This window comes from Salinimicrobium profundisediminis, assembly GCF_026241755.1.
Taxonomy (GTDB): domain Bacteria; phylum Bacteroidota; class Bacteroidia; order Flavobacteriales; family Flavobacteriaceae; genus Salinimicrobium; species Salinimicrobium profundisediminis.
In genome coordinates this window covers 105,041-129,258 of sequence record NZ_JAPJDA010000009.1, presented here as the reverse complement: position 1 = coordinate 129,258, position 24,218 = coordinate 105,041, and the positions used below count along the sequence as shown (strand labels likewise).

At 35.4% G+C, this 24,218-nt stretch carries 21 protein-coding genes; 19 read left to right on the top strand and 2 right to left on the bottom strand.

Annotated features, from left to right (window positions below):
- Positions 1-3: 3 nt before the first annotated feature.
- The 3 genes from cysC (at position 4) to OQ279_RS07125 (ending at position 2,880) form a co-directional block, all read left to right on the top strand.
- On the top strand, positions 4-603 hold the full coding sequence (cysC, locus tag OQ279_RS07135) for an adenylyl-sulfate kinase (protein ID WP_266069178.1): 600 nt from the start codon (positions 4-6) through the stop codon (positions 601-603).
- A complete protein-coding gene (gene cysD / locus OQ279_RS07130) occupies positions 596-1,501 on the top strand; it encodes a sulfate adenylyltransferase subunit CysD (protein WP_266069177.1) in 906 nt (301 codons plus the stop codon). Before cysC ends, cysD begins: the two co-directional genes overlap by 8 nt.
- A gap of 122 nt (positions 1,502-1,623) precedes the next feature.
- Positions 1,624-2,880: a sulfate adenylyltransferase subunit 1 gene (locus OQ279_RS07125; RefSeq protein ID WP_266069176.1), complete on the top strand. Its 1,257-nt coding sequence runs from the start codon at positions 1,624-1,626 to the stop codon at positions 2,878-2,880.
- Positions 2,881-2,924: 44 nt separating this feature from the next.
- On the opposite strand, the gene OQ279_RS07120 is transcribed toward OQ279_RS07125, so the two are convergent.
- Positions 2,925-3,947 (bottom strand): glycosyltransferase family 10 domain-containing protein, encoded by a 1,023-nt coding sequence (locus OQ279_RS07120; protein WP_266069175.1) that lies wholly within the window; start codon positions 3,945-3,947, stop codon positions 2,925-2,927.
- The gene (locus tag OQ279_RS07115; protein ID WP_266069174.1) at positions 3,941-4,885 is read right to left on the bottom strand and encodes an O-fucosyltransferase family protein; all 945 of its coding nucleotides are present in this window, start codon (positions 4,883-4,885) and stop codon (positions 3,941-3,943) included. Before OQ279_RS07115 ends, OQ279_RS07120 begins: the two co-directional genes overlap by 7 nt.
- A gap of 127 nt (positions 4,886-5,012) precedes the next feature.
- On the opposite strand from OQ279_RS07115, the gene OQ279_RS07110 reads away from it, so the two are divergent.
- The 16 genes from OQ279_RS07110 (at position 5,013) to OQ279_RS07035 (ending at position 24,179) form a co-directional block, all read left to right on the top strand.
- The gene (locus OQ279_RS07110; RefSeq protein ID WP_266069173.1) at positions 5,013-6,458 is read left to right on the top strand and encodes a lipopolysaccharide biosynthesis protein; all 1,446 of its coding nucleotides are present in this window, start codon (positions 5,013-5,015) and stop codon (positions 6,456-6,458) included.
- 67 nt (positions 6,459-6,525) lie between these two features.
- A complete protein-coding gene (locus OQ279_RS07105; protein ID WP_266069172.1) occupies positions 6,526-7,593 on the top strand; it encodes a DegT/DnrJ/EryC1/StrS family aminotransferase in 1,068 nt (355 codons plus the stop codon).
- A gap of 123 nt (positions 7,594-7,716) precedes the next feature.
- Positions 7,717-8,745 carry an NAD-dependent epimerase gene (locus OQ279_RS07100; protein WP_266069171.1) on the top strand — a complete coding sequence of 343 codons (1,029 nt, stop codon included), beginning with the start codon at positions 7,717-7,719 and terminating at the stop codon, positions 8,743-8,745.
- Positions 8,746-8,776: 31 nt separating this feature from the next.
- On the top strand, positions 8,777-9,793 hold the full coding sequence (gene pseB, locus OQ279_RS07095) for a UDP-N-acetylglucosamine 4,6-dehydratase (inverting) (RefSeq protein ID WP_266069170.1): 1,017 nt from the start codon (positions 8,777-8,779) through the stop codon (positions 9,791-9,793).
- A gap of 3 nt (positions 9,794-9,796) precedes the next feature.
- Positions 9,797-10,978 (top strand): UDP-4-amino-4,6-dideoxy-N-acetyl-beta-L-altrosamine transaminase, encoded by a 1,182-nt coding sequence (gene pseC, locus OQ279_RS07090; protein WP_266069169.1) that lies wholly within the window; start codon positions 9,797-9,799, stop codon positions 10,976-10,978.
- A complete protein-coding gene (locus OQ279_RS07085) occupies positions 10,971-11,807 on the top strand; it encodes an aldo/keto reductase (RefSeq protein WP_266069168.1) in 837 nt (278 codons plus the stop codon). The genes pseC and OQ279_RS07085 overlap by 8 nt, the downstream gene beginning before the upstream one ends.
- A 7-nt stretch (positions 11,808-11,814) precedes the next feature.
- On the top strand, positions 11,815-12,591 hold the full coding sequence (locus OQ279_RS07080; RefSeq protein ID WP_266069167.1) for an SDR family NAD(P)-dependent oxidoreductase: 777 nt from the start codon (positions 11,815-11,817) through the stop codon (positions 12,589-12,591).
- Complete coding sequence (locus OQ279_RS07075; protein WP_266069166.1) at positions 12,569-13,420, top strand: cytidylyltransferase domain-containing protein; 852 nt, start codon at positions 12,569-12,571, stop codon at positions 13,418-13,420. Before OQ279_RS07080 ends, OQ279_RS07075 begins: the two co-directional genes overlap by 23 nt.
- A 323-nt stretch (positions 13,421-13,743) precedes the next feature.
- Entirely contained in the window at positions 13,744-15,192 is a 1,449-nt protein-coding gene (pseG, locus tag OQ279_RS07070; protein WP_266069165.1) for a UDP-2,4-diacetamido-2,4,6-trideoxy-beta-L-altropyranose hydrolase, read from the top strand.
- The gene (gene pseI / locus OQ279_RS07065; RefSeq protein WP_266069164.1) at positions 15,189-16,220 is read left to right on the top strand and encodes a pseudaminic acid synthase; all 1,032 of its coding nucleotides are present in this window, start codon (positions 15,189-15,191) and stop codon (positions 16,218-16,220) included. The genes pseG and pseI overlap by 4 nt, the downstream gene beginning before the upstream one ends.
- An 18-nt stretch (positions 16,221-16,238) precedes the next feature.
- Positions 16,239-17,681 (top strand): hypothetical protein, encoded by a 1,443-nt coding sequence (locus OQ279_RS07060; RefSeq protein ID WP_266069163.1) that lies wholly within the window; start codon positions 16,239-16,241, stop codon positions 17,679-17,681.
- A 79-nt stretch (positions 17,682-17,760) separates the two neighbouring features.
- Positions 17,761-19,194 carry a lipopolysaccharide biosynthesis protein gene (locus OQ279_RS07055; RefSeq protein WP_266069162.1) on the top strand — a complete coding sequence of 478 codons (1,434 nt, stop codon included), beginning with the start codon at positions 17,761-17,763 and terminating at the stop codon, positions 19,192-19,194.
- A 12-nt stretch (positions 19,195-19,206) separates the two neighbouring features.
- Entirely contained in the window at positions 19,207-19,896 is a 690-nt protein-coding gene (locus OQ279_RS07050) for a CatB-related O-acetyltransferase (RefSeq protein ID WP_266069161.1), read from the top strand.
- On the top strand, positions 19,896-20,783 hold the full coding sequence (locus OQ279_RS07045; protein WP_266069160.1) for a glycosyltransferase family 2 protein: 888 nt from the start codon (positions 19,896-19,898) through the stop codon (positions 20,781-20,783). Before OQ279_RS07050 ends, OQ279_RS07045 begins: the two co-directional genes overlap by 1 nt.
- A gap of 1 nt (position 20,784) precedes the next feature.
- Positions 20,785-21,927, top strand: a complete 1,143-nt coding sequence (locus OQ279_RS07040) for a glycosyltransferase (protein WP_266069159.1) — start codon at positions 20,785-20,787, stop codon at positions 21,925-21,927.
- A complete protein-coding gene (locus tag OQ279_RS07035) occupies positions 21,924-24,179 on the top strand; it encodes a glycosyltransferase (RefSeq protein WP_266069158.1) in 2,256 nt (751 codons plus the stop codon). Before OQ279_RS07040 ends, OQ279_RS07035 begins: the two co-directional genes overlap by 4 nt.
- Positions 24,180-24,218: the final 39 nt, after the last annotated feature.

Genomic DNA, 24,218 nt, shown 5'->3' with positions numbered 1-24,218 from the left:
AGCATGAAAAAGAATATCGTAGAACATAAATATAGTGTCTCGAGGGAAGATCGCACCAGGAAGAATCAGCACCAATCTATGGTTATTTGGTTTACAGGGCTTTCAGGTTCAGGAAAATCAACTATTGCAAACAGTCTTGAAAAACGCCTTTTTAAAGAGGGAATATCTACTTATTCTCTTGATGGGGATAACATCCGCAGCGGACTGAGTAAAGGTTTAAGTTTTAGCAGGGAAGACCGTCATGAAAATAACCGGCGAATAGCAGAAGTCGCTAAACTGTTTGTTGACGCAGGAATAGTAACTATAGGGGCTTTTATTTCTCCCCTTAAAGAGGATAGGGAGCAGGCGAAAGATATAATAGGGAAAGAAAATTTTGTGGAGGTGTTTGTAAATACTCCGCTCGAGGTCTGCGAAGAGAGGGATGTAAAAGGCTTTTATAAAAAGGCCAGGCAGGGGGAAATAAAGAATTTTACGGGCATAAGTGCTCCTTATGAAGCTCCTGAAAATCCAGATATTAAAATTAATACTGAAGAGGAATCTGCAGAAGAAGCTGTCGAGAGGCTTTATGAATTTCTGCAACAAAAATTGAAATTTGATGAGTAAATATTATTTGAACTATCTTGATGAGTTAGAATCTGAAGCGATCTTTATTCTAAGAGAGGTTTGGGCTCAATTTGAAAATCCGGTGATTTTGTTTTCCGGTGGTAAGGATTCTATTCTTGTTACTCATTTGGCGAAAAAGGCTTTTTTTCCCGCTAAGATTCCTTTTGCTTTACTTCATGTAGATACAGGGCATAACTTTCCTGAAACTATTCAATTCAGAGATGAACTTGTAAAAAAACTAGGAGTAAAATTGCTTGTGGGCTCGGTTCAGGAGTCTATAAATAAAGGAAGAGTTGCAGAAGAAAAAGGTAAAAATGCTACCAGAAATGCACTTCAAATTACTACTTTATTAGACGCTATTGAAGAGCATAAAGTTGATTGTGCTATAGGGGGAGGTAGAAGGGATGAAGAAAAAGCGAGGGCAAAGGAGCGATTCTTCTCTCACCGCAATGATTTTGGAGAGTGGGATCCAAAGAACCAGCGTCCGGAACTATGGAATCTTTTAAATGGAAAACATTTTGAAGGAGAACACTTTAGAGCTTTTCCCATTAGTAACTGGACCGAAATGGATGTGTGGAATTACATAAAAAGAGAAAATATTGAAATCCCGTCGCTTTATATTGCACATGAGCGGGAAGTAGTATGGAGGAATAATTCCTGGATCCCCGTTTCTGAATTTTTGAAGTTGGGACAAGATGAAAAATCGGAAATTAAAAAAATCCGCTTTAGAACACTTGGAGATATTACCATTACTGGAGGAATAGAATCTGAAGCCGATACGTTGGAAAAGATTGTTCAGGAAGTTTCAGCAATGCGTAAGACCGAAAGAGGAGATAGGAGTGATGATAAACGGAGTGAAACGGCGATGGAAGACAGAAAAAAACAGGGATATTTTTAAAAAATTAATTCCTTTATCCCCTGCCCTAAAGGGAGGGAATTAATTTTACAATTATTCAATTATGCTTTTCCGGTTCTCTTTAGGGTTAGGGTAAAACGGAAAAATTGGGAAAATATTAAATAATGCAAATAAATAATAATCAGTTACTACGCTTTACAACCGCCGGCTCTGTAGACGATGGTAAATCCACTTTAATAGGTCGTCTTTTATACGACTCAAAATCAATCTTTGAAGACCAACTTGAATCGGTGAGTGCTACAAGTGCAAAAAAAGGGCATAAGGGAGTAGATCTCGCGCTGTTTACCGATGGGTTAAGAGATGAAAGGGAGCAGGGCATTACTATAGATGTTGCCTACCGGTATTTTACAACTCCTAAGAGAAAATTTATTATCGCAGACACGCCAGGGCACATTCAATATACCCGTAACATGGTTACAGGAGCATCTACAGCAAACGCAGCTGTGGTATTAATTGATGCTCGCCATGGGGTTATTGAACAGACAAAAAGACATTCTTTTATTGCTTCTTTGCTTAATATCCCTCACCTTATTGTATGTGTGAATAAAATGGATCTTGTAGACTATAATGAGCAAAGGTTTAATGAAATAATTTCTCAATTTGAAGAGTTTTCATCTAAGCTACTCATGAAGGATGTTCGGTTCATTCCTATTAGTGCCCTGGAAGGAGATAACGTTGTGAATCAGTCAAAGAATATGCCTTGGTATCAGGGAGGAACGCTGCTTAACATCTTGGAAACCCTACATATTAGTAGTGATGTCAATAAAATTGATGCACGTTTTGCTGTGCAGACAGTTTTGAGGCCTCAGAATGAGAAGTATCGGGATTATAGGGGTTATGCCGGGCGAGTTGCAAGTGGAATATATCGTGTGGGAGATGAAGTGGCAGTTTTGCCTTCGGGTTTTACTTCCAAAATAAAATCTATCAATACGGGTGAGGATGAAGTACAGGAGGCTTTTGCACCCATGTCGGTTGCAATGACTCTTGAAGATGATATTGATGTGAGCAGGGGGGATATGATAGTTAGGGTAAATAATCAGCCAGAACTGACTCAGGAATTTGATATTATGCTATGCTGGCTTCATGATGAAGCAGCCAGACCTCGTGCAAAATATACCCTTATGCATACCAGCAATGAGCAAAGGGCGATGATTAAGGAGGTTGTTTACAAGGTGGACATCAATACATACGATAGAATAGCTGATGATAAAAATCTATCTCGAAATGATATAGCGAGGGTCAAATTAAGGTGTACCCGGCCAATTATGTCAGATTCTTATAGAGAAAACAGAAATACCGGTAGCATTATATTGATCGACGAATCAACTAATGAAACGGTAGCGGCTGGGATGATTATCTAAATAGATGAAATCTTTGGAATCATATAAATTCCCTTTTATCTCTCTTAGAGTTTCAAGAATCTTCTTAATAAATAAAGTCTTCCCGGTTTCTCCGGATGAAATTTTTTGACCAATTCCTGTTCGTAGTTTCGGGTTGTTCCAAAGCGGGGTCTCAAAAATGCCATTTTTGGGTCCCTGTCAAAAATAGAGTATAGGAATTTTTCCAGGGTTTCCTCTCTTAAATTAGTTGGAATAATATTTTCCCGGAATGGAGGTTCATTTAATATTTCGGAGGCAAGCTGGTTGTTTTCATCTATTTCCTTCACCTTTTCCACAACTTCTTCAAGGTTGCCGTATTCATGGCAGTTAATAAGAGATTTAGGATTAAAATCTTTGACTACTTCAGGATTTCCCCAGTAAATGGGAATTGTATTAGTGATATAAGCGTGCATCAGTTTTTCTGTAGTATAGCCGGGAGAAGAGGAGTTCTCAAAAGCTATGGAAAATTTACATTTGGATTGAAATTCCAGTTTTGAATACATCCAGTCCTCGGTAAACCTTCCCCCAATATCCATGGAAGCATTATTGAGATGCCTGCCCGGAGAAAGAACTTTCCGGTAGCTGTTTAATAGATGAAAAAATTCATCTCTCACAGGGTCTGCCTGTGAATTGGAATAAATAAAGTTGCAGAAAAATTCTTTTTTTTCAACGTCTTCTGTTGTAAAGGACCTGGGCTTCAGGAGCTCTTTAAACTGGTCGGGAATTAGAGCAAAATTTGGATATCTTAAATAACGCTCTCCAAATTCCAAGTGGCTAAATCCAATTGCGTAGTCACAAAGGTTAAAATCCGGGATTAAATTCTCTCCCGTATAAAAGATCTTCACCGGATCTTTATAGTTCAAAAACTCCCGTCCATAGCAGGAATAAATGAGGTAGTCAGGTGTTTCAGGATCAAGAATGATCTCGTAATGACGGCTTAAAAGATCGTGCAAATAATTATTAGATGGATCAAAACCTTGATAGAAATCCGTAAACCACACTTTTTTTGACAATGAGTTTACCTCTACGTTTCTTTTATTTACTACCATAGTAACCAGCTTTTGTAATCAATACCTGTACATTTCTCCTCTCCCATTCGCATGCCCAGGTAATTACCGGGACCAGAACTAAAGGTGCCAATAAAGTGTTCAGAAGCAGCACATATATCAATACTCGCTAATAGCTTCAATAGTCGAAAATACTTTTCCTTTTTGCCGAGTTTAAGAAATTCGTTGTGTACATATCCTTCTTCTGAGGGATGACATAAAGTTGTAAAATTCCAGTCAGGATACTTTTCTTCAAGTTCCACGATGAGACGGTAATCATCGGTTAAAACGAAAACATTTTTAGAAATTCCTAATTTTTCTGCCTCTCCCATGTAAAATTCAGTATTAAAGATTTTACTTTCCTTTGTTTTGTCTCCGGCCCTAACATGCATACTTAAATAGCTTTCAGGTAAAGAAATTGAAGTTTTGAATTCTTCAACATAAGTTTTAGCAGGTTCCCTATAATGCCAAATCATCTGAATAACAGACTGGGCTGCACGCAGAAGGGTTTCGTTAATTATTTCCAATTCCGGGATATTAAAAGTTTCCAATTCGAACTTCCTACTGCGAAATTTATCCCAGATATCCTGGGTTAAATAGCGGTCGCCTGAAATGATTTTTAATAGAGCAGGAGGAAAGGCCTTGGCTCTTTCCATCTGGTAGGCTCTTCTGTTGTACCTGCTGTGCAGATAAAATTCAGTTTCCTCACAAAAAGGTGAGAAGAAATCCTGCCAGCCTTTTTTATAAGCCAAATTACCCCTCTTCGAATATAACCTGAACTCAATCTTGTTCTGTAAACAGTAAAGAATGGCAAAAACCATATTATTAAATTCAGAAAAGAATCCGGCATTGGCTCCAAAATGGAAGGTGAGTTTCTCTTCAAATGAATTGTTCAACTCCTTATACCTGCGTAATTTTTCAATGTTATTTAAGTTTTTCAATTGTAGTAGGTTGTACCCCAAAATTAGGATTAATATGATATATTTTCCTTTTAAAACCCACTTTTGTCTTTTTTCAGGGAATAAGTTTTACTTTCGCTTTATCTTCTAAAGACAACCAACTAATTCAATGGCATTAAAAAAGGTCGTTACTTCGGGACTGGTATGGACTTTTACGCAGCAATTCGGAAACCAGATCATTGGGTTTGTTGTCTCACTAATTCTGGCCCGACTCTTACTTCCTGAAGAATTTGGTTTAATTGCCATGATCGCTGTCTTTGTTGCTGTGGGAAATGGTCTTATGGATAGTGGGTTGAGTCTCTCCATCATTCGTGATACCGAAGCGGGGGACAAAGATTTTTCTACTGTTTTCATTTTCAATGTGGTTGCAGGCGCTATAATTTACCTTAGTATATTTATCGCAGCTCCGTTTATCGCACAATTTTATGACCAGGAAATACTCACCAAAATTATCAGGGTGTATTGTTTAACCTTTATTTTCTCTGCCGCTACTTCCGTTCATATAGCCTTATTCACAAGAAACATGAATTTTAGGGTTCAAACCCTTACTGCTATTCCTGCAGCAGTAATAAGTGGTGTTTTGGGAATTGTCCTGGCTATTCAAGGCTACGGAGTTTGGAGCCTTGTCTATAGCAGTCTGTTGAATTCCATACTTAATTTTGTGCTTATCTGGAAATATTCTGACTGGTACCCTTCCCGTAGTTTTGATAAAATTCTTTTTTTAAAACACTGGAATTATGGTTATAAGCTTGGACTGGCTAATTTACTCAATAGAATTTTTAATAATCTATATTTAGTAGTAATAGGAAAATATTTTTCACCGGCCTTGTTGGGTTTTTATAGTCGTGCAGAAAGTACTAAACAACTACCCCTAAGCAATATTGAGAGAGCTCTTAACAAAGTAAGCTTTCCCATGTTTGTAGGGATCAAACATGACCCGGAGCGTCTGAAAAATGTCTTTAGAAGACTTTTAAAGATGGTGGTCTTTGTGGTGAGTCCAGTGCTTTTGATCGGTGCTGCAATAGCAGAGCCATTATTTGTTTTTTTCTTTACCGAAAAGTGGTTGCCGGCAGTACCTTATTTTCAAATATTATGTTTGGGTGGCTTACTGTTGCCATTGCACAGCTATAACTTAAGCCTGCTGAATATTTATGGTAGAAGTGATCTATTCCTGAAGCTGGAGATCATTAAAAAAGTTTTAATCGTGGGTTCAATTCTATTAATTATTCCATTCGGGATCTATGGTCTGTTATGGGGGCAGGTCGTTTTCTCAATGATAGCATATTTTGTCAATGCGTATTACACTCAAAAGTTTATCACTTATCCTCTTATTGAGCAACTGTCTGATGTTTTTCCTATTTATCTTATAACAACGCTGAGTGGCCTAATTGTATGGCTGGGAGATAGTCTTTTATTTTTTTCTTATTCAGATTTCATTCGGGTAATGGCAGGAGGAGTTATTGGCCTGGGAGTATATTTTTTATTTTCGGTTCTTGGTAGGTTCGAACAATTGGCACAATTGAAAGAATTACTTAAAGAGAGATTCGGGAAATAATAATTTTTCTCCGATTAATGAAAATAATCAAATTCCTCACTTTTTGGGAGGAGATAATAAAAATTGAATGATCAACGTTACAAAAACTTTTCTTCCCCCGCAGGAGGAATATCATAAATACCTGGAGCAGATTTGGGATTCCAATCAGATCGCGAACGGCGGAAAACTCTGGTATGAATTACAGGCAAAACTTAAAGAGTATCTTGAATCCCCGGACCTTATTCTTACCGCTAATGGTACCCTTTCTTTACAGATAGCCTTAAAAGTGCTCGCAGGAAACGGAGAGGTAATTACCACCCCTTTTAGTTATGTGGCCACAACTGCAGCGATTGTCTGGGAAAACTGCAAACCCGTTTTTGTAGATATTCATCCTGAATATCTTACTATTGATGAGACAAAAATAGAAGCTGCAATCACAGAAAGAACAACTGCTATCCTGGCGACCCACGTTTTTGGGAATCCCTGTAATGTGGAGGAGATCGATAGAATAGCAAAGAAGCACGGCCTTAAGGTAATCTATGACGCAGCACATTGTTTTGGGGTAAAATATAAAGGTCAGTCCATTTTTAACTTTGGAGACGTGAGTACCTGTAGTTTTCATGCAACCAAAATCTTCCATACAGGAGAAGGAGGTGCTATGTTTTGTAAAGATCCACAATTATTTAAGAAATTATTTTACAGCCATAATTTCGGTCATAAAGGAGCAACTGAATTTTATGGCCTGGGAATAAATGCCAAAATGAGTGAATTACAGGCCGCCATGGGATTAGCCGTTTTGCCTTATGTGCCAAAACTTCTGGAAGCCCGAAGAGAGATTACTGAGGGATATAATGAGCGTTTGAATTTTTCTTCTATCGCTACAATGACCTTGAGAAAAAGCACGGCCTGGAATTATTCTTATTATCCCATTCTTTTAGACAATGAAAAACAGTTATTTAAAGTTAAGAAGGCATTAGAAGACAATTATATTTTCCCCAGAAGGTATTTTTATCCCGCCCTCAATACCTTAAAATATGTGGAAATTACAAAATGTGAAGTATCAGAAAAAAGTTCAAATAATATTCTTTGTTTACCTCTGTCATATGACATGACTCTAAGCCAGTTAGATGTAATGTGCCAAATAATAAATTCCTAAAGATCCTTCTCCTGTTTGGTCAAATAGAGTTGCAGAAAGCTTTACTTTCACAGTTCTTTAAGATTTAATTAGAGTAGGCTCCGGTTGTTTATTCTATCTTTGCGATTAAAATTTTAAGAGATAATGTCAGAGAATAAAAAGCGGCAAAAAGTTCTTGTTACAGGTTCTGCAGGTTTTATAGGTTTTCATTTATCGAGAATTCTAATTAAAGAAGGTTATCAGGTTGTTGGATTAGATAATCTGAATGATTACTATGACCCTCAGCTCAAAAAGGACCGGCTTTTAGAATTAGGAATACCCGCTGAAGAGTTATCAGACTATAATATTTTGATCGGGAGTGATAAATTTGAAAACTTTGGGTTTATCAAGTTAAACCTTGAGGATCGTATTAATCTTCCTGTCTTGTTCTCTCAGGAGAAGTTCTACAAAGTAGTTAATCTTGCGGCACAGGCGGGAGTTCGTTATAGTTTAGAGAATCCCGCTGCTTATATCGATAGTAATATTGTAGGTTTTGCAAACATACTGGAATGTTGCAGGCAGCATGGTGTTAAGCATTTGATCTATGCCAGTAGTTCAAGTGTATATGGAAAGAATAAAAAGGTGCCGTTTTCTACTGAGGATAATGTAGATCATCCTATCAGCTTATATGCTGCAACAAAAAAAAGCAATGAGCTGATGGCTCATACCTATAGTCACTTGTATGGCTTTCCAACTACAGGATTAAGATTCTTTACCGTCTACGGCCCCTGGGGTCGACCCGATATGGCGATGTTCCTTTTCACCGATGCTATAATAAATGGCAGGCCTATTAAAGTATTCAACAATGGAGATCAGGAAAGAGATTTCACATACATTGATGATATTGTTGCAGGGGTTGTCAAAATTGTTAATAAAAAAAACAGCCACGGTTATTCCCTATATAATATTGGAAATAGTGAGCCCGTAAACCTATTAAAGTTTATTGAAGAAATAGAAAAGAAACTGGGGAAGTCTGCACAGAAGGAAATGTATCCTATGCAACCTGGAGATGTGGAAAGAACCTGGGCAGATGTAAAATCTTTAAAAAGGAATTTTGAATACAAACCAGATACGACTATATCCAAAGGGGTAGAAGAGTTTGTAAATTGGTATAAAACGTATTACCTAGAATAACATATTTTATACAATATTTAAAAGACAAAAAATGCTGGATTTAAAAAATAAAACATTGTTAATTACCGGAGGTACTGGTTCACTTGGTAAGGCATTAACTTCTCATATCATTAGGAATTATCCGGATATAAAAAAACTAGTTATTTTTTCTAGAGATGAGCAGAAACAATTTCAAATGGCTCAACAATATCCTCCTGAGAAATTTCCTCAAATTCGTTTTTTTATTGGCGATATTCGAGATTTTGAAAGATTAAAAAGAGCTTTGAAGGGAATAGACTATGTTATTCATGCAGCAGCAATGAAACATGTCCCTATTGCTGAGTATAATCCAATGGAATGTGTAAAGACTAATATTCTTGGTGCAGAGAATGTTATTAATGCATGCCTGGAAACAGATGTAACACGAGTTGTTGCCCTCTCTACTGATAAAGCTGCTGCACCCATAAATTTGTATGGAGCCACTAAACTGGCATCCGATAAATTATTTGTGGCAGCAAATAATATTACAGGTTGGAATCCAATCAAATTTTCTGTAGTGCGCTATGGAAATGTAATGGGCTCGAATGGCTCCGTTATTCCGTTTTTCATTAAAAAAAGGAAGGAAGGTATTCTTCCTATTACCGATCCAAAAATGACAAGGTTTAATATTTCCCTACAGGGAGGGGTAGATATGGTTATGCATGCGCTTGAAAATGCATGGGGAGGAGAGATTTTTGTTCCAAAAATTCCATCTTATCGAATAACTGATATTGCTGAAGCTATTGGTCCGGAGTGTGAGAAGCCGGTGGTTGGGATTAGACCCGGAGAGAAGATACATGAAGAAATGATTACCTCTTCAGATTCCTATTATACTTACGATTTAGGGAAATATTATACCATTCTTCCAGCCACACGAAAATGGAAACTTGAAGAATTCATTGAAACCTTTAATGCTGAAAAGGTTGAACCAGGTTTCCAGTATAATTCGGGAGAGAATGATGATTGGGAGACTGTGGAGAATTTAAGGGTATTGATAAAAGAACACGTAGATTCTAATTTTGAAGCTTGATTTATGCAAAAACCTATTCCCTACGGAAGGCAAAATATCACAGAAGAAGATATTGCTGCGGTAATTGAAACCCTTAAATCAGATTTTTTGACACAGGGTCCCAGGATTTATGAATTCGAGGAGGCTTTTGCGCAATATATTGGAAGTAAGTATGCTGTTGCTGTTTCTAATGGCACTGCTGCCCTTCATTTATGTGCTCTTGCCTTAAATATTAAAGAGGGAGATAAGGTGATTACAACTCCCATAACTTTTGCAGCTTCTGCCAACTGTGTCCGCTATTGTGGAGGAGAAGTTGTGTTTGGAGACATTAACCCCGAAACCTATTTGCTTGATATTGATAATACAAGGGACTTGCTTCAAAATTCCCCGAAAGGCACCTATAAAGGAGTAATTCCGGTGGATTTTGCCGGCAGAGCCGTAAATTTAGAAGAATGGAGAGAACTTGCAGATGAACATGATCTATGGATTATTGAAGATTCATGCCACGCTCCAGGAGGTTTTTTTGAAGATAGTAAAGGTGAAAAACAATTCTGTGGCAATGGAAAATTCGCCGATCTGGCAATTTTCTCCTTTCACCCGGTAAAACATATTGCCAGTGGAGAAGGTGGTATGATAACCACCAACGATGAAGAGTTATATGAGAAATTGAAGCAGCTCAGAACTCATGGAATAGTAAAGGGAGACCAACTCTATAAAAATTCTATTGATTTTGCCGGAGGCAATGGGGAATACCCTGCCTGGTATATGGAAATGCAGGAGCTTGGTTTTAATTACAGGATTACCGATTTTCAGGCGGCCCTTGGTTCAAGTCAGTTAAAAAGGGCTGATGAAGGTATAAAACGCAGACGTGAGATAGCCGCCGGTTACTATGAAGCCTTTAAGGAGAAACCATTTATTCTTGGCCAGTCAGGAGTTGTAAAGGGTCATGCCTATCATCTGTATATAATAGAGGTTAAGGATAGGCTTGGGTTGTATAATCACTTAAGGGATCATAATATTTTTGCCCAGATTCATTATATCCCCTGTCATTTGATGCCTTATTATCGTCAGTTTGGATGGAAAGAAGGAGACATGCCTTCTGCCGAAAACTACTATAAGCATTGTATTAGTTTACCAATGTATCCTACCCTGTCTGAAGAGGAACAGAAATATGTCATAGAAATAATTAAATCTTTTTATGGGTAAAGACTTTTCTAAAATAGGTTTAGGAACAGTTCAATTTGGAATGCCATATGGAATTTCCAATAAAAATGGTCAAACATCTGAAAGGGAAGTTTTACAAATACTCCAATTAGCCCAAGAAAGTAATATTACTCTTTTAGATTCTGCTTCGGCTTATGGAAATGCTGAAGAAATTTTAGGGAAATATGATTTAAGCTCCTTTCAGATTATTTCTAAATTTTTACCGCCTGAAGGCAAAAACCATATAAAAGATCAATTATGTTTGACATTAAATAACTTAAGGATAGACCAATTATATGCTTATTTAGCACATAGACCTCAGGATTTATTGGAGAAACCTGAACGATGGGAAGAGTTAGTTTTGTTGAAAGAGAAGGGATTGGTTAAAAAGATTGGTTATTCACTAAACAGCCCAAATGAGCTAACCAAATTACTGGATATAGGATTTCAGCCAGATCTAATTCAGGTGCCATATAATTATTTTGATAGAAGATTTGAAGCTATTTTGAAACAGATTAGCAATACTTGTGAAATCCATACCAGGTCTGTATTTATGCAGGGATTGTTTTTTATGCCCCCGGACAAACTGAATAATTATTTTGAAGAAATTAAGCCATTATTAAGAGAGTTACAAAACTCCATTGATAATTTACCGGGAAGCCTGTTGAAATTTGTGCTTGAGAAAGATTTTATACATCAGGTAGTAATAGGTATTGAAAATTCCGATCAACTGTTACGGAATATTTTGAGTTTGAAAAATGCCGCTGATCTGCCTTGTCTTAATAAAAATATTAGTGAAAAAATATTAATGCCTAGCAACTGGCCAAATTAAAGGAAGTATGATTTATAATTTTGATCTAGACGGCAAAATAGTTTTGATAACCGGTGGCTATGGATATTTAGGGAAGGCCATTACCGAAAGTTTAATATATCATAATGCCAAGGTCTTTGTGTTGGCCAGAAGTAAGGATAAATTTGAGAGTACCTTTGCTCAGAATCCTGAATTAAACCAAAGACTTAAATTCCAGTATTGTGATATTTCGGATTCTCAGAGTATTCGAGAAAGTTTTTCCTCTATTAACGAAATTACTCCAATCGATGTATTAATTAATAATGCGTTTTATTTGTCCGGCCAATCACCTGAAAAAATGAGTGATCAGGACTGGTCTTCAGGGATAGACGGTTCTTTAAGTTCCGTTTTTTATAGTATAAGGGAAATTATACCGTTTTTCGATAAAGGTGGTAAAATTATTAATGTTGCCTCCATGTATGGGATTGTTGCCCCAGATTTTAACGTCTATGAGGCATCTCCAGATTTTTTGAATCCACCTCATTATGGTGCTGCAAAGGCAGGAATCGTCCAATTGACTAAGTATTATGCCAGCTATTTAGGTGACCGAAATATTAATGTTAATACTATTACGCCTGGTCCCTTTCCTTCTTCTTCAGTGCAGCAGGATATGAAATTTGTGAATGCCCTGGAAAGGAAAACCTGTTTGGGTCGAATAGGAAAACCTGAAGATCTTGCCGGAGCTTTTGTTTTTTTGGCTTCAGATGCTTCAAATTATATTACAGGACAAAATATTATTGTAGATGGAGGGTGGAGCATTAAATAAATTGAATATAGGCTTCATTATTCAAGCCAGGATGCAATCTACACGATTGCCGGGTAAGATTTTGATGCCTATTCCATTTGGTAGTGAACTTTGTACACTTGATTGGATAATTGATGAATTAAAGAAATTTAATATACCCCAATCGTCTATATATATAGCTACATCAAAGAACAAAGAAAATGATGTTTTGGAATCTTTTTGCAAGGAAAAGGGAGTTAACTGTTTTCGAGGAGATGAAAAAAATGTTTTAAGTCGTTACATCGAAATTGCATCCAAAAATAATTTTGATTTTATTGTGCGGCTGACAGGCGATAACCCCCTCGTTGATTTAAAAGTATTAAATACAGCTTTGCGAGAACATTTTTCAGCTAATGCTGATTATACCAATACAAAGGGTTTACCAGCAGGGATGAATATGGAAATAATAACTACTGAAAAATTACTGGGTTTGAAACATGAGCAATTATCGGAACATGATAAGGAGCATGTAACTGCTTTTTTTAAAAAGGATTCAAAGTACCGAGTTAATTTTATTTACCCTCTTAAGGATAAAGACTTAAGCAATTTAAGATTAACATTAGATTACCCATCAGATTTTTTAGTTCTTTCATCTGTTTTAAGTATTGCCCTAAAATATGATATGGAAGTGGGAGGAATGGATTTAGTGGAGTTATGTTTGGAGAAATATCCCTGGATATTTGAAGTAAACCTTAATAATTATCAAAAATCTGAACTTAATTCCTTATCAGAAGAACTTTCGATTGCTATACCATTATTAAAGAAATATGAGCTTACTCGGACCCTTTCATTACTAAATAAACATACGTGAATAACTATAAGGCACTTAGTAATCAGGTATTTTTATCAGGAAATTTATCAATTGTTCCAATTCGATATGAAGACCGCTATGATATTATGCGGTGGCGTAAAGAAGGGGTTTAGCATTAACGCCCAGCTTAATATTAACTAAAGAAGATCAGCATGATTATTTTGATCTAATTGTTTCAAAGTTATTTGATTAAAAACATCCTAACCAAATTTTATCTTCTTATTTATAAGGTCAAAAATATATTGGGTATGAAGGATTTGTGTATAAATTGGATTAATAGAACACTCATTAATTTTTAAATATTAAAATTATTCAAAAATATAATGGTAAATAAAATATTGTTTCGGGTGGATGGAAATTCAAGTATTGGTCATGGACACTTAATGCGTTGTTATGCTTTGGCCGAAATGCTAAAATCTCGATTTACTGTTGATTTTTTTTGTAAGGAAGTGCCAAATTCTCTTTTGAATGCCTTTAAACAAAAGAATTTGGCGGTAAATATAATAAGTATAGAAGATGAGTTTTTGGAGGTACTAAATGGTGATGGGATTGTGGTATTGGACCATTACGGATTGGATACCGCCTTCCAGAAAATCATAAAGGAAAAAGGCAATAAATTAGTGTGTATAGACGATCTTCATGAGAAAGAATTTTATGCAGATTTGATAATTAACCACGCTCCAGGAATACTTCCCTCCGATTATAAAGCACAAAGCTATACCCAGTATGCTCTTGGAATAGAATATGCAATGCTAAGGCCAGAATTTCTAAAATTAGCCAGACAAAAAGAAAAGAAAACAAACTTATCTAAAAAAGGGGTTTTTGTTTGCTTTGGCGGGAGTGACCCTGAGGACTTAACAAGAAGAAGTCTGGATATTTTAATTGACATCAAATTATTTGATGAAATAAAAATTGTGACCGGTAGTGCTTATTCAAATTATGGACTACTGGTAGACTATATTTCCTCAAAAAAAGATGACAAGATTTTTTTGTACCAGAATTTGCAGGCCGAAGCTATGATTGCTGTAATGAAGTCTTGTAGTCATGCTTTGGTACCTGCAAGCGGCATTTTACTGGAAGTTATGGCCTTAGGATTAATTCCTGTTGCTGGCATGTATATAAATAATCAGCAATTTATTTATGAAAATTATAAGGCAATAAACGCGTTTGCCGATGCAGGCAATTTTGAAGAAAGGGATTTAAGAGAAGCCTTGCTAAGTTTAAAGTTTACTAAAAAAAAGAATTCCAATTTAATCGACGGCAAATCTTCCCAGCGATTATTAAAGACATTCTCTGCACTATTAGAAGAGGCCAACGTTTCTTTAGAAGAAGCTAAGGCTGATGATTTGCAGGTCACATATAACTGGGCTAAAAATCCCGAGGTAAGGGCATATTCTTTTTCAAAATCAGAAATTGGTTATGAAGAACATAAAAATTGGCTATTTGCAAAAATAGAAGACGATAATTGTTATTATTTTATTGCAAGAATAAATGATTGTGCTGTAGGTTCAATTAGATTTGACAAACATAATAGAGAAGAGGCAATAGTCAGTTATCTTTTAGATCCTGAATTTCATGGCAAAGGCCTCGGGCTATCCCTATTAAAATTAGGTGTGGAAAAACTTAAAATAACTGATAATAATATTAAGTATGTAACCGGCTATGTTATGAACAATAATATTGCATCATTAAAAATTTTTCGAAAACTGGGTTATGAAGAAGGTTTTGGCAGTGGAAATGAAGTAAAATTTAAAAAGGAGATTAGGAAATGAAAATAGGAAACTTTTCAATTGGTAAGAATAGTAATGAAGTATTTATCATAGCGGAACTATCAGCCAATCATAATGGTAGTCTGGATACCGCCCTGGAATCTGTAAGAGCTGCAAAAAGGGCGGGCGCGGATGCCATTAAATTGCAAACGTATACTGCAGATACCATAACAATAGATTCCAAGAGGGAAGATTTCAGGTTAAAACAGGGTACAATTTGGGACGGAAAATATTTGTACGACCTGTATAAAGAAGCTTATACGCCCTGGGAATGGCATCCCATAATAATGGAAGAAGCGAAACGGGAAGGTCTTGAATGTTTTTCTTCACCGTTTGATCCTACTTCGGTGGAATTCCTGGAAAACCTTGATGTTCCTGCATATAAAATAGCATCCTTTGAAATAACCGATATACCACTTATAGAATTAGTAGCGTCTAAAGGTAAACCGGTTATAATCTCCACCGGGATCGCAGAACAACAGGATATTGAATTAGCACTGGAAGCCTGTAAAAAAATGGGTAATAATAATATCATATTACTCAAGTGTACTTCCTCATATCCGGCGCCTATAGAAGAAGCAAATATGGTAATGGTAAGGGACCTGGCAGAAAGATATAATGTTATTAGTGGTTTGTCTGATCATACACTTGGTATTACGGTGCCGGTTGTGGCTACCTGTTTTGGAGCAAGGGTGATTGAAAAACATTTTATTCTGGATAAGAATGTTGGAGGTCCCGATGCCTCTTTTTCCTTAGATGAAAAAGAATTTTCTGAAATGGTAAAGGCTGTTCGTAATGCTGGAAAGGCAATTGGAAAGGTGGACTATCATCTAACAGAAAAACAGAAAAAAGGAAGAGAATTCTCGAGATCTTTATATGTAGTAGATGATATAAAAGAGGGAGAGCCTATTACTGAAAAAAATGTCAAATCTATTCGACCTGGCTTCGGTATGCATCCAAAGCATTTAAAATCATTAATTGGGACTAAATCTCCTCGAAGCTTTAAAAGAGGTGAGCCATTTAAAATTTAATTTAGGAAAAGTTTGGATATGCTTGAAAAAAGAAAAGAGATTATTGATTGGCTTAATGAGGTAGAAGTAAATTATGATTGTGGGAAACTTAAGCAAAATGATCTTCATATTTGGCCGATATTACGTTGGTCTCTTTTTAAGGATATTGTAAAAAGAGAAGGATATATAAAGAATACTAATCAACCCATACAAAGCTCAAAAGCTCTAAAATTTAAATTATATAATATTCTAGAAAATGTAAAAGGTTTTATTGGGTATTTAAAGCTAAAATTTGGCCTTATAAACAAAGTTGATGTGATCTTTGCTGCTTCTCATACTCACAGGTCATATTATAGGAGTAAGTTCGTAAACAGGTTTTATGATCCCATGAGTGAATATTTAGATCATGAGAAAGTAAAATTTTTGAACGCAGACTATTCTGTAAAAAATAGAAAGGATTATACACTCAAAGAAAATCATTTTCCTTTAACCTCGATTTATTATTTTTTTAAAAGAATAACTAAAAGAAAAGATACGTGGACTTCATTGGCAAACAATGAGCTACTACAAATTATAATAGCTGAGTATGAACATTCTTTTAAAGTTCATTTTAATAAAAAGGCTTTTTTTAAAAAAATTATCGCAGTGTTAAACTGGGCGAAAGTTTATGAACTTTTACTAAAGGCTACAAACGCAAAGCTTTGCTTTGAATTATGCTATTATCACGATGCGATGTATGGTTTAAATCTGGCCGCTAGTAGAAAGGGAGTTCGATCAGTTGATGTTCAACATGGCCCTCAGGGTATGCTACATGCGGCATATACAGGATTTAATAAGGTACCCAATGCCGGATATACCTGTTTGCCTGATTATTTCTGGGTTTGGGATGACATGTCTTTAAGCAATTTACAAAATAGGTTGAATAATACTTCATTCCACAATGTGATTAAGGGGGGGAATCCATGGGTATACTTTCTGGAATCACAACATTACGACCTAAAGCATTTTGAAGAAAAAAAAATACTCCTTTTTTCTTTGCAACCAATTTTACCCTTTCTTCCAGATATCCTTTTAGATGCTATTGAGAGTACAAAGGATGGATACGAATGGTGGTTAAGAATGCACCCCCGAATGACGGAGAATGATATTCTGGAAATAAAGGCAGTGATAAATGAACGTAGTTTAGATCATCTAGTTAATCTTGATGACGCTACAAACTTGCCCTTACCTCTTGTTTTAAAAAATGCAAGTGTACATATTTCAAAGTCATCGGGCTGTGTATTGGAAGCTTCTATGTTGGGAACTCCAAATATAATAGTTGATCCGCTAGGTGAAGTGTATTTTTCTGATATCATAGATGAGAAGATGAATTTTAAACAAACTAAAGGAGATCTTTGGCCTTTGATTGAGAGTCTGGAAGGAAGAAAAAAAATTAGTGTAAAAAATGAAATGATTTCTGCGATTGAATTATTATTAAAGTAGGGAATATAAAACCTATTATTTTGCTGCGTAAACTGAGATTGGAACGCCTAAATCAAACCCATAAGAAGAAAGAATCTGAATGATAAAAAAACTATTTTCTCATACAGCTATCTATGGCCTGGCACCTCAAATAACCAAGATCGGCAGTTTTCTCGCTCTTCCTATTATCACAAAAGATCTAACCGATATTGATTATGGCGTTTCAGGAGTCCTAACAGCCTATACTTCGGCTATATCAGTATTAGCTACTTTGGGATTAAAAGTTGTTCTGGTAAATGCATTTTTTAAATCCCCGGGTCAATATAAATGGGCCTGGAGGCAGATATATGGTTTTCTTAACTATTGGAATATTATATATGCTTTTATCTTAGGACTTTTAATTTATATGGTAATCCCAGATGTTGCCGAAAAAGATAAGTGGACCATATTATTTCTAAATATGGGGCCTCTTATATTTTTTGGGCCCACAAAATCTATTGGTACGGCTTATTATCAACTGAAGCAGAAACCTGTTCAAATCGCATCCCGAAGTGCCATTTTTGGTTTTCTTGGAATTGGTTTAAATATACTTTTTATATCCCATTATAAAATGGGTTATATGGGTTGGTTTTGGTCATCATTTATAGTTGGAATGATATATAATGTTTCTTTTTTCTATCCATTGAACTTTGTTCTTGGGTTTAAACCTATTTATAATTTTAAAAGGAGGCTTATAAGGAACTCTCTAAAGGTAAGCCTTCCACTAGTTCCTCATTATTACTCTTCTTATCTTCTAAATAGCTCTGATAAGATGGTTATGGATGTAATGAAAATAGGAACAGGAGATATTGGAAAATACAATGTTGCCTATACGGTTGGCAACGTGATGAATTCATTGGGGACTGCGAGTGGCCTGGCGGTGGGGCCTTTGATTAATGGATTTTATAAAAAAAAACAGGAAAAGAAAGCTCGCAATCTAATTTTTATTTTACAAACCAGCTTTTTTCTTTTAACATTTGGTGTTTGTTTATGGATGAAAGAGGCTTTTGATTTTCTAATTCGAAATGAGGAACTAGCTAAAATGTACTATCTGGGGATTGTTATAGTGATGGCTTATAATTATCGCCCCATGTATTTAGCATTTAGTTCTAAGACGATGTTCTATGAATTTACAAACGTAATGTGGAAATTGACTCTAACAGCAGGAATAATAAATGTAATTTTAAATCTTTTATTACTTCCATTATTTGGTTTTGAAGTAGCTGCGTTCACCACATTTGTAGCTTATATGTTCATGGGCTATGCAGGCTATTATTTTAAGGTTTTTAAAGATAATACAGAAGTTAAGTATTATCCTCTCTTATGGCTTTTTACAACAATAGTCCTTACGGTGATTGCTTATTTTGCTGTTGAATTAAATTTTTATATAAAGTTGCTCATCTCCCTTTTTACTTTACTCACTGGAAGCCTTTTAGTTTGGCATTTTAATAAGCTTTTAAAAAATGAGGAGGTTTATGAAAAAGGATCCATTTAGATAAAAACTCTTATGCTAGGGAAAATAAAAACAATAATAAGTAATTACCTTTTTAGATTATTAAGATTCTATAATTATCGAAAACTTACCAGAGGGAGTTATATAGACAATTCGGCTTATTTAAACCAGGTAAATTTAAAGGGAAAGATCTGGATTGGAAGGAGTGTTAGGCTCGTTGGAGGAGTTTATGTATCGGGAAATGTTGAGATTGATGATTATACATCTATAAATGGTCCTAATCTTGATATTATTTCGGGGATAAATAAAGTGAAAATTGGAAAATTCTGTTCTATAGCCCGAAATGTATCAATACAGGAGTTTAATCATAAATTCCATTCTTTATCGACTTATCTCATTTTTAAAAGATTTTTCAATGATAAATCTCAAAAGGATTTATCATCTAAAGGTGATATTATTATTGGAAATGATGTATGGATAGGGGCCCATTCTGTTATTCTGTCTGGTGTTAAGATTGGGAATGGAGCGGTAATTGCAGCAAATACAGTTATTACGAAGGATGTACCGAATTATGCCATTGTGGGAGGTAATCCTGGAAAAATAATTAAATACAGATTTGATGAAGAAATTCAAAAAGAGCTGGAAAGAATTAAATGGTGGGATTGGGATGAGGAAAGAATCAAAAGGAATAAATCACTTTTTGAAAATGATCTTACAATAGAAAAAATTAAGAATATAGTTTAATGGAACCGAAATTAATTAGTGTTATTACACCTACCTATAATCGTGGGCACCTGATTCAACGGGCTATAAAAAGTGTTCTTGATCAGACCTATGATAATTTTGAATATTTAATAGTTGATGACGCTTCTACCGATAATACTGAGGAGGTAGTAAAGAGTTTTGAGGATCCAAGAATTCGCTTTATTGGATATAAAGAAAATGGAGGAAATGCTGTAGCCAGAAATGTGGGGGTGGAAAACGCAAAAGGTGATTATATCGCTTTCTTAGATAGTGATGATGAATATTTACCGGATTATTTAGAAAAGGCTTTTAATAAACTGAGCAATAGTAAAGATGCTGATTTTCTCTGGTCCGGTACAAGAACCGTTGCAATAGATAGAAGTTACACTGATTCAATTTGGATACCAAAGACAAAATGCCATCCGGATCAATTTCTTTATCAGTTACATGTAGGAATTGGTAGAGGTTTTCTTATTAAAAGAAAATGTTTTTCGGATTTAAGATTTGATGAAAGATTGAGAACAGCAGTAGATACGGATTTTTTAATCAGGCTCCGGATGAAATTTCAATATACTGTATTAGAAGAAATATTACTTTCTATAAATACTCAGCCCGGGAGTGTTAGATCAGACTTTTCAGAAAAGAAAAAATCTTATGACATAATAATTGAAAAAAATAAAGAGACAATACTAAATGATGACATATTAAGGTTTAAATGGTATTATAAATTGCTCTGGCTTTCGTTATACGATGGAGATATAGAATTAGCCAAGAAAGCTTATTCAATAATTAGATTTGACGGCGTTAAACCCACTATTCTATATATGTTGTTTAAAATGTTTCCAAAAAAGAAAGCTATCCAGCTTCACAAACAGTTGTCTAGTTAAAATGGAAATTTTGGAAGAGAAACCTATTGTTTTATTTATACTGGATACTTTAGAAATTGGGGGTGCAGAACGCAGCATATTAGAGATTTCAAGTAGATTTAAAAGATATAAACCAATCGTTGTAACTTTATTTAAAGGTTCACATCTAAAAGAGGAGTATGTTCAAAGAGGTATTAAGGTAATCAGTCTTGATTTTGAAAAAGAAACAAAACAAACTTTTCTTAAAACGGAGTTGGATAAAATCGTTTCCAGTATAAAACCTTTGGTTATTCATGCAACTTTAATCAGATCTTGTTTATTATCCCGAGAAATAAGTAGATCACATGAATATGTTTTAATAAACAGCTTGGTAAATAACACCTATGGCATGCAACGTTACAAAACGTTGTCACCTATAAGAGCCCTAAAATTATTCTATACTCAAATTAAAGATGCAAAATCATCTTCAAAGGTCGATTTCTATTTTTCCAATTCAGAAACTATAAAAAAAACTACATCTAGTGCCCTTGGGCTTAATCCTGGTAAAGTAAAAGTGATTTACCGTGGAAGAGATCCGGAAATTTTCGATCAGGTAAATATCGAGAAACAGCCTAGTAACTCAGGTAAAAATCACATTGATCTTTATATCTGTGTAGGTAGATTGATTAAAAGAAAAGGTCAATTAGATTTAGTTCATGCATTTGCCGAACATTTGATCAAATTTCCTGATTCTAAATTAATTTTAGTAGGAGAAGGGCCTCTAAGAAAAGAGTTGATAACTAAAATAACAAGATTAAATCTTAAAGACAAAGTTGAATTACTTGGTCAGAGAAGTGATGTTCCGGAATTATTATCTAAATCAAGCTATTTTATTTTCCCATCGTATTATGAAGGATTACCCGGTGCTCTGGTTGAAGCCATGTACTCCAAGACTCCGATAATAGCCTCCAACATACCTGAGAATTTGGAATGTATTAACAAAGAGACAAGTTTAATTTTTGAACCGGGAAATATTAAGGATCTGGTTTCCAAAATGGAAATGGCAAAATCGATTGACTGGAATGGAAAATTGGATTTAGCATATAGAAAAGCATTGACCGATTTTTCAATATATAAAATTGTTGATGAGTATGAATTGACCTATGATCAATTATTGCAACGATGAAAATTCTACAATTAGTAACAAAAAGGCAATACAGGGGAGCAGAGGTTTTCGCAGCAAATTTAAGTTCTGAACTTATAGAATTCGGGCATGAAATTATCTTTGCAGGGCTCTATCAGCATGATTCTGATATCTTGGAGGTTGAAAATGCACTTAATATTGACCTTTGTACCAAAAAAACAGGGAATTTTTCATTCTATTTGGTTAAGAACCTGGTTGCACTCATAAAGAAAGAAAAACCGGACGTAGTACAATGTAATGGCTCCGACACCCTCAAATATATGGTGGTAGCCTCTTTCTTTACTCCAAAAACCCCGATAACTTACCGCAACATAAGTACTATCAGCGAATGGATAGACAGTCCCATCAAGCTAAAGGTATACAAGTACCTATTCAAAAGAGTAGCTCACGTGACATCAGTGGGATCTGAATCTATACAGGATCTAATAAATACTTTGGGATATCCTGAAGGGCAAACTTCAGTTATAAGGCGTGGCATTCCTATTAAGGAAATAAAAACATCACAAATTGATCATAGCCTTAGGGATGAATTAAAATTAAAGGATAAAGACAAGATTGTAATGCATATAGGGAATTTTAGTCCCGAGAAAAATCATGAGTTTCTTTTAGATATTTTTTCCAGGATAAAGAAGGAAAATTCCGGAATAAAATTAGTTTGTGTAGGAGATGGGATAAACTTTTCTTCGATACAACACCAGATAAAAAAGCAGTCTCTTGAGCATACTGTCTTCTTGCTGGGGTTTCGAAAGGACATCCCTGAATTATTGTCTCAAGCTGATTGTTTTATTTTGGCAAGTAAAATAGAGGGAGTTCCCGGAGTGATCCTGGAAGCAGCAAGTCAAAGGGTTCCCAGTGTGGCCACTAATGTGGGTGGAGTGCCGGAAGTATTAATTAATGGGAAGACAGGGTTTATTATAGATAACTTTGACAAAAAGGAATTTAAAGAACGTCTTATTTCTCTTGTTTCCAATTCTGAAATCAATAAGGAAATGGGAGAAAATGCCTTTAGGCTGGTTCAAAATGAATTTAATCCTTTGAGGAATGCCAGGAAGTTTGAAGTCTTATATACCCGTTTAGCAAATAAGCGATTAGAAAAGGAAAAACTTCGGATCTTACAAATTATACAAAAAAAACAACTGCGGGGGGCAGAGGTATTTGCTTCTCAACTGGGTAACCACCTTCAGAGTTCAGGGCATATAGTTAAGATCATCAGTATATATGATGGTACGGCCCATCTTCCATTTGACGGGAAAATAGAATCCCTGAACCGGAATAAACGGCATAGGAGCTTTGATCCAAATGGATGGAGAAAACTTAATGAGATCGTTAAATCTTTTCAACCTGATATAATTCAGGCCAATGCTTCTGATACTTTAAAGTATGCAGTGCTTTCGAAATTATTTTTTAGATGGAAAGCCCCCCTGGTCTATCGAAATGCCAGTACTTCCAGTTTCTATATAAAAAATAAACTCACCAAAAATGTAAATGCCTTTCTATTGAAAAAAATAGATTTGATCATTTCAGTTTCCCAGGCCTCCCTGAAGGACCTGAATATTTTATTTCCTTTTACAAAAAATAAAAGTTTAGTTATTCCAGTGGGTGTTGAAGAAACATTGGATCTGGATAAAAAAAAAATAAAAAATCCCTTTAAAAACAAAGAGAAATTCAATCTTTTACATATAGGCTCCTTTACACGGGAAAAAAATCACATAGGCCTTATTAAGATTTTTAATAAAACCGTTGCTAAGAATAATAATTTTCACCTGAGCTTAATCGGAGAAGGGCCTTTAATCCCCAACATCAAGAAATTGGTATCAGACCTTGAACTTTCTGAGAACGTTGATTTTTTAGGAGAAATTGAAAATCCCCGGGATTATTTAATTTTTTCTGACACCTTTTTATTACCGAGCCTGGTAGAAGGTCTTCCCGGCGTAATATTGGAGGCTATGTACTATAAAACTCCCGTTGTGGCATATAATGTCGGTGGAGTCTCTGAAGTTTTATCAAATAATCTGACCGGAAAACTTATTAAGTTTGACGACGAAAAAGGTTTTTCCGATGCGGTTATAGAGCTAAAGAGGAATAAAGAACTTATGGTTTCCATAGTCCAAAATGCTTATGCCCTTATATGCGAAAATTTCCTGAATACTGATATTAAAGAAGATTTCTTAACCAGTTATATGGAGTTGGAAAGGGGAGAAAACCCTCTCAACTTAAGACCTGAGCATCACTGAATACTAATTATATTTTAAAATCTTGGCCAGGGGCCATAA